This is a genomic window from Microcoleus sp. B4-C2 (assembly GCF_036705265.1).
Taxonomy (GTDB): Bacteria; Cyanobacteriota; Cyanobacteriia; order Cyanobacteriales; family Microcoleaceae; genus Microcoleus.
In genome coordinates this window covers 22,166-28,679 of record NZ_JAUBUB010000082.1, presented here as the reverse complement: position 1 = coordinate 28,679, position 6,514 = coordinate 22,166, and the positions used below count along the sequence as shown (strand labels likewise).

Sequence of the window (6,514 nt, the reverse complement as noted above, 5' to 3'; positions counted from 1 at the left end):
AACTGCTGAGTCTTTTGGGTTTGAGCTAGTTGCTAAAACTCCACAGTTAGATTGAGTTTCTTAGGAGGACTTTAGCTTTGAGGCAGGGAATTCATTCCCTGCCGGACTTAATATGCAGCTATAATCTTCTGCTGTAGCTCGTTTGTCATTGCTAGTAGTTCCGATTGGGCGATCGCACTTTGTTCACCACTCGCCAACCACTTCAATTGTACCGTCTCGTTTTCAGCTTCCGCATCTCCCAAAACTAAACACGCCACAGCACCGCTTCTGTCGGCTCTTTTAAACTGTTTCCCGAAAGCACTACCGCTCAAATCTATCTCGACGCTAAACCCCGCACTTCGCAATTTTTGAGCTAATAATACGGATTGCTGTTCTGCTTTTTCGCCCCTGGATACCAAATAAAAATCCTGCTTGGGCGCGGGCAAAGGTTGCAACTTTTGCAGCAGGATAATTAACCTTTCGATACCCATTGCCCAACCAACTGCCGCCGTATCTGGGCCGCCCAATTCCTTTACTAAACCGTCGTACCTGCCGCCTCCGCAAACTGTGGCTTGCGCTCCCAAATCGTCGGAGATTATTTCAAATGCGGTGTAGGTATAGTAATCTAAACCGCGCACTAATCGGGGATTTAACTGATAGCTAATTCCTAAGTTTTTGAGCATTTGCTGCACTTGCTCGAAGTGATCTCGCGATTCCTCTCCCAAATATTCTAAAATGCTCGGCGCACCAGCTACAATTTCTTGAGTGCGCTGATTTTTGCTGTCCAAAATCCGCAGTGGATTGCGAGTCAAGCGGTCTTGAGAATCGGCGTCTAATTCGTCTTTGTGCGGTGTAAAATAATCGATCAAAGCTTGCCGATAATTTTGTCTGTCTTGCTTATTTCCGACAGAATTAATATCGAGGCGCAAATTTTTTAAACCGAGTGTTTGCAGGATATCACAGGCGATCGCAATTACTTCGACATCCGCACGAGGATTCGCACTCCCCAAGACTTCCACGCCAATTTGATTAAACTGCCGCTGTCTTCCTTCTTGCGCGCGTTCGTAGCGAAACATCGGCCCAGCATACCACAGACGCTGCACGTCTCCCGCCGCGTACAAACTGTTTTGAATAAAAGCTCGGACTACTCCGGCGGTGCCTTCTGGACGCAAAGTTGTCGATCGATCGCCCTTATCCTTAAAAGTGTACATTTCTTTGCCCACGACATCGGTAGCTTCTCCGATGCCGCGTTCAAATAAAGATGTCTGTTCAAAAATTGGCGTCCGAATTTCCCGATAAGCCGCTTTTTTCAAAATTGTTCTAGCGACTTCTTCTATATTTTGCCAATATTGAATTTCAGCGGGCAAAATATCCCGCGTTCCCGGTAAAGTTTTAATTGCACTCATTTTGTTAGTCAGTAGTCAGTAGTTAGTAGTCATTAATCATTAGTTATTAATCATTAGTTATTAGTTAACCGTCAACAGTCAACAGTCAACAGTCAACAGTCAACAGTCAACAGTCAACAGCTAACAATTCCCAATAACTAATGACTTAATAATTCCCAGGCTCCGTAACGATCGCCATAATAAGCCAAAATGCGATCGACCCGCTCGCGACCTGCCAAATCGAACCCTTCAGGATACTGTATCCACAAACCCCCAACTTGGCTGTCGTAGTAATCAAACCGCTGCGACTGCTGCGGAATTAAACCGGTTTCCACCCCTTCAACTTGACGCAAATGGGTCGCCACTTCGCGATACACCGCCAGCGGCAATCCAGGGCTTTGAATTTGATAGCGGAGTTGTTTTTCTTGTGCCGTTTGCATCATTTCTTTGCCTGTCCCCAACCAAAATCCCTACTTAAGATACTTCTTTATCGATCGGCCGCGGTAGAGGACAGCAGTTAATATTGTCCAAACATACCTTTCCCCACTGCAAAGCCCAGCGTACAAGCGTAACTCGATTGTCAGCCCGCGTCTTGTTCAAGATATTGCTAATGTGGTTGTCAACTGTACGCTTGCTAATCTCTAACTTTTCGGCGATTTTCTCATTAGTCAATCCCGCTGCTACTAACTCTACCACTTGCAATTCTCTGTCCGAAAGGGTGACAGGGGTCCCAGAGACAATCCCACTCATAAATTTTTCCTATGTCTGCATATTTACCTATCTACAATTCTAGAGGATGAGGGATGAAGTATGAAGATAAAATTAAATTTGCTATGCTACTCTTTCGGGCCCGAAGCACCAACTCGCTTGCAGAATCGCAAAAAGTGCAAACTCAGCGCCGACACAGCATGACCCGCACCGACTTGCACTGCTGGCACCCTTCCGGTGGCGGGTGATCCCTTTATCGGCCCGCATCTGACATCCGGGCCAAACCCGCAGATGTTTTCAGGTAAAACAACTGATACGCCCGCACTGCGCTTGTGCGTTGAGCGAGTAACTGCCAGTATCAGTAAGTCTGATATTATAGGAGCAGCTATTAAAAAATAGCTGGCAATTTTTCTGGGATGGCTTAAAAATAATTATTGAGCTGTCTACTGCTGGTCTAAAATCTAAAATCTAAAATCTAAAATAGACATGACTTATCCTCGCGTTCTGTGTCTGGGTGAAGTTTTATTTGATTGTTTAGCAGAGAAACCAGGAGTATCTCTCGAAGAGGTAGAATCTTGGACGGCACATCCCGGCGGTGCTCCTGCTAATGTTGCCTGTGCTTTGGTTAAATTGGGAACGGCGGCGGGATTTATCGGTGCTGTAGGTGGGGATGAATTGGGGAATTCCCTAGTGCAGGTATTGCAAGAAGTAGGGGTTGATATTGCTGGATTGCAGCGACATCCAAGTGCGCCGACGCGGCAAGTTTATGTCTTGCGGAATGAAGCGGGCGATCGATCTTTTGCCGGTTTTGGCGAATTGGATACGGCCGATTTTGCAGACACGCGCCTCCTCGCTGCACAACTACCCGAAGTGCTGTTTGAAAATGCCGAATATTTAGTGCTAGGTACTTTAGAATTAGCTTATCCTGAAAGTCGAGAGGCGATCGTCCGAGCGATCGAACTAGCAGAACAGTACGACGTTAAAATTATACTTGACATCAATTGGCGTCCCGTGTTTTGGCCAAATCCAGACGAAGCAAAAGCGCGCATTAGAAAAATATTAAAAAAAGTTGATTTTGTCAAGTTATCTGAGGAAGAAGCCGAATGGTTGTTTGACACTACCGATGCTGGAGCTATTACCTACCGTCTCGATTCCGTAGAAGGCGTTTTGGTGACTGCGGGCGAGAAAGGTTGCGCCTATTGTATCTCGGAAAATGAAGGAAAAATCCCCGCATTTACAGTAGATGTTGAGGATACAACAGGTGCAGGCGACGCATTTCTGGCTGGTTTTGTGCGACAGTTGTGCAAGCATGGAATTAAGAATTTAGCCGACCCCAAAATAGCCAAAACAATTGTAACTTATGCCAGTGCGGTAGGTGCGATGACAGCGATGAAACCGGGGGCAATTATATCTCAACCTACTGCGGCTGAAGTAGAAGCTTTCTTATATTTGTACAAAAATTAGGGCCGCCAACCTATCAGTCTGGAAACGGAAAGGGGGCTAATTTTGGTTCATAAACTCGGTTGCTAGGAAAAAAATACTGTTATACTAAATCCGAGTTAAAAACCCTCGCTAAGACTCGCCGTTTGAAATAGCTACTATACAAATTATTGCCCTAGTTAAGAGGGACTAAGAAATAAACTGGTATTTAAGCTCGATTTAGTATTATAGGTTTTATTGGGGGCAATTAACCGCACATCATATCATGTCCCATCGATTACCCTGATTCCTGTAGGGGCGGGTTCACCAATAATATTTGCCAAAAACGGACAATCTCAAAAACCCGCCCCGGCAATGGTATTATGGGCGATCGATCGGACATGATATAATTTGGCGCACGATTAACTCTAGTGGCTGCGAAGCATCTATGATAATTGCATCTTCAGGTTCTTCGAGACTGTCTAACTGGCTTAACAGCAAGTCTGCTTTCATGTAGTGGTTTTCGCGAGTTTTTAACCTGGTGGCTAATAGCTGAAAAGAACATTTTAGATAAACTATCTTCATCCGCTGTTGGTCTCGGTAGAGCATTTCGCGGTAAGATGTTTTTAAAGCAGAACAAGCCAAAACCACATTTTTATTTTCTAACAGCCACCTGTCTATTGTAGCTTGCAATTGTAATAGCCAAGGAAGGCGATCCGCATCTTCTAAAGGAATGCCCCGACTCATTTTATTGATATTAGCTGATGGGTGAAAATCGTCGGCATCCCTGAAATCCCAATTGAGAGATTGCGCCAGCAACTTCCCAACAGTAGTTTTGCCAGAACCTGAGACTCCCATCACGATCGTAATCATGGCACCTATTTACCGAATACTTGCAATATACTTGCAATTTTATCAAGTTGCGCGATCGACAAACCGGGTTTCTTAAGTTGCCGGATGAATTCTACCACCCTAAAAAATTCAATAAACCCGGTTTATTTATGATTTTCGCTCAAATTTCTTCCAGAGTGGGTTTAATGAAATTATAAGCCAAAACGCCGATAATTCCACCGATCACAGGGAATACAATAAACGCCCATAACTGTTGGATTGCCCATCCGCCTTGAAAAAGTGCGACACCGATACTTCTAGCTGGGTTAACTGAAGTATTGGTTATGGGAATTCCGACTAAATGAATCAACACCAGCATCAAGCCGATGGGAATTCCGCCCAAACCGACGGGATATTTGGGATGGGTAGTACCCATGATGGTAAATAACAGAAAAGCAGTTAGTACAATTTCCGTCAAAGCTGCTGCCAAAAGTCCGTAACCCGTGGGAGAATGTTCTGCAAAACCGTTAGAGGCAAATCCAGAAGCAGCCGCATCAAAGCCTGGTTTTCCTGATGCTATCATATACAAAACCAGACCGCCTAAAATTCCCCCTACAATCTGACCTCCTATATAATAAGGAAGCAAAACAGCATCGATCAGTTTGGCAACTACTAAACCGATACTTACCGCCGGATTAATGTGGCATCCAGAGATAGGGCCGATCGTATAAACCATGATTAAGAGGGATAGACCAAAGGCGATCGAAACTCCCAAAAAGCCGATTTTATCTCCAGCTAAAACCGCACTGCCACATCCACCTAATACCAACACAAAAGTACCAAAAGCTTCAGCAACCCCAATCTTTATTTTTTTGTTCATACTCACAATTGTCTCAATTTTCTAATCGGTTAATTTCACACCCATACGAGTTCTAAATATAAAAATTAGAACTCGGATTTGTTTCACTTAGCGCAACAATACTAATCAAAATCATTAGCAATGTGTAGCTCTAATTTTCAGAAATTGTATGGACTTAACTGAGAATGCGAAATTAGGAATCGATAAATTAGCTCAAACATACTCTATTATGTGAAAAATGTCAAGATTAAGCTAATTATTTGTATAAATTGTGCAATCTTCTGTATTCAATTCACAACAATTAACTTGACTTCTTCCCTAATTCTGCGATCGTAATTTTACTTATTGTTGCTGATTATCCGATCGCACTTGCAGCTAAAACATCATTGCTAATCGGCTGGTACATCCGACTTTGGAAGGGGCGAAAGTCTCGCCAATCGGCAGTCATCTTGCATAGCAAGCGGAACTGTAGCGGCGTTGGGGGTTGATTGACGCGATCGACTTGTACGCAAACCAATTCTGGATGCTGCAAAATAATTTCAAAAATATCATCCACAAGATAGCGCTGACAATAGCCGACAATCCAGTGATCTTTAGTACACAGAAGCAGACGGGAAGCGCGCGGATTTTTAAATTCGTGGGCTAAATACAAAAGTTCGCCCACTTTAAGCCGATTAATCCGTTCAATTGCCGACTTTGAAAGGTATCGCAGTCCATCTGCAAAAAAATGGATAAAGTAACGTCCATTTTCATCGGGTTCGGGACAAGGGAATACCTCAAATTTATCAGTTGCCCGTTTGCCTCCGCTGCGCGCCAATAAAGCAATTGGGTCATGTTCGTGTTCAGGGATATTCAACCACTGTACAAATTCAGGGTACTCAGGGCGCGATCGGGCCATCACTCGATTAGAAAACAACGAAAACAGTTTCTGTGAAGTGTAAACATTATGGAAATCCGGGAAAGATGGCAAGGGTTGAAACCCGCACTTAAGTTTCGCTTCTAGAACACCATTTGTATAATTGAACTGGTATTCTTTGCCGTTAAATGTCAATCGACCAATCGGAAACCAAGAACCGCTGTCCGGGCTTTGCCAAGCCAAAAATAGTGTTTTCAAAGTAAATCTCCTGTCAATTCAAGTAGGGTGCACAGTGCGTACTGCACAAACACAACTCACCTACGCAGCTTAAAAAATGTTTACCCGATCGACCCTTGACACTTACCTCTCAAAATGAGAGTATGAGTATACAAGCAGGACTTATACCAAATCCGAGTTTACCACCCCTGTTATAAATATTCCGTCAATCGATTTTCGATTTTCGATTTTCGATTTTCG

At 43.9% G+C, this 6,514-nt stretch carries 7 protein-coding genes; 1 reads left to right on the top strand and 6 read right to left on the bottom strand.

All coding sequences use genetic code 11. The annotated features are described in order from the left end of the window. Positions 1-107: 107 nt before the first annotated feature. From hisS to QUB20_RS21330, 3 genes are all read right to left on the bottom strand, one after another. Positions 108-1,385, bottom strand: coding sequence for a histidine--tRNA ligase (gene hisS, locus QUB20_RS21340; RefSeq protein ID WP_333249298.1), 1,278 nt, complete (start codon positions 1,383-1,385; stop codon positions 108-110). Between the two features lie 137 nt (positions 1,386-1,522). After that, complete coding sequence (locus tag QUB20_RS21335; RefSeq protein ID WP_333249324.1) at positions 1,523-1,804, bottom strand: hypothetical protein; 282 nt, start codon at positions 1,802-1,804, stop codon at positions 1,523-1,525. Between the two features lie 34 nt (positions 1,805-1,838). Beyond that, on the bottom strand, positions 1,839-2,114 hold the full coding sequence (locus tag QUB20_RS21330) for a photosynthetic electron transport-dependent transcriptional regulator PedR (protein WP_006633901.1): 276 nt from the start codon (positions 2,112-2,114) through the stop codon (positions 1,839-1,841). A 444-nt stretch (positions 2,115-2,558) separates the two neighbouring features. Between QUB20_RS21330 and QUB20_RS21325 the strand changes: the two genes are divergently transcribed. After that, entirely contained in the window at positions 2,559-3,536 is a 978-nt protein-coding gene (locus tag QUB20_RS21325; protein ID WP_333249300.1) for a carbohydrate kinase, read from the top strand. Positions 3,537-3,872: 336 nt separating this feature from the next. On the opposite strand, the gene QUB20_RS21320 is transcribed toward QUB20_RS21325, so the two are convergent. From QUB20_RS21320 to QUB20_RS21310, 3 genes are all read right to left on the bottom strand, one after another. Beyond that, positions 3,873-4,364 carry a gluconokinase gene (locus QUB20_RS21320; protein ID WP_333232235.1) on the bottom strand — a complete coding sequence of 164 codons (492 nt, stop codon included), beginning with the start codon at positions 4,362-4,364 and terminating at the stop codon, positions 3,873-3,875. Positions 4,365-4,503: 139 nt separating this feature from the next. Then, positions 4,504-5,202: an aquaporin Z gene (aqpZ, locus tag QUB20_RS21315; RefSeq protein ID WP_333058193.1), complete on the bottom strand. Its 699-nt coding sequence runs from the start codon at positions 5,200-5,202 to the stop codon at positions 4,504-4,506. A gap of 334 nt (positions 5,203-5,536) precedes the next feature. Further along, positions 5,537-6,295 carry a DNA-binding protein gene (locus QUB20_RS21310; protein WP_333249302.1) on the bottom strand — a complete coding sequence of 253 codons (759 nt, stop codon included), beginning with the start codon at positions 6,293-6,295 and terminating at the stop codon, positions 5,537-5,539. Positions 6,296-6,514: the final 219 nt, after the last annotated feature.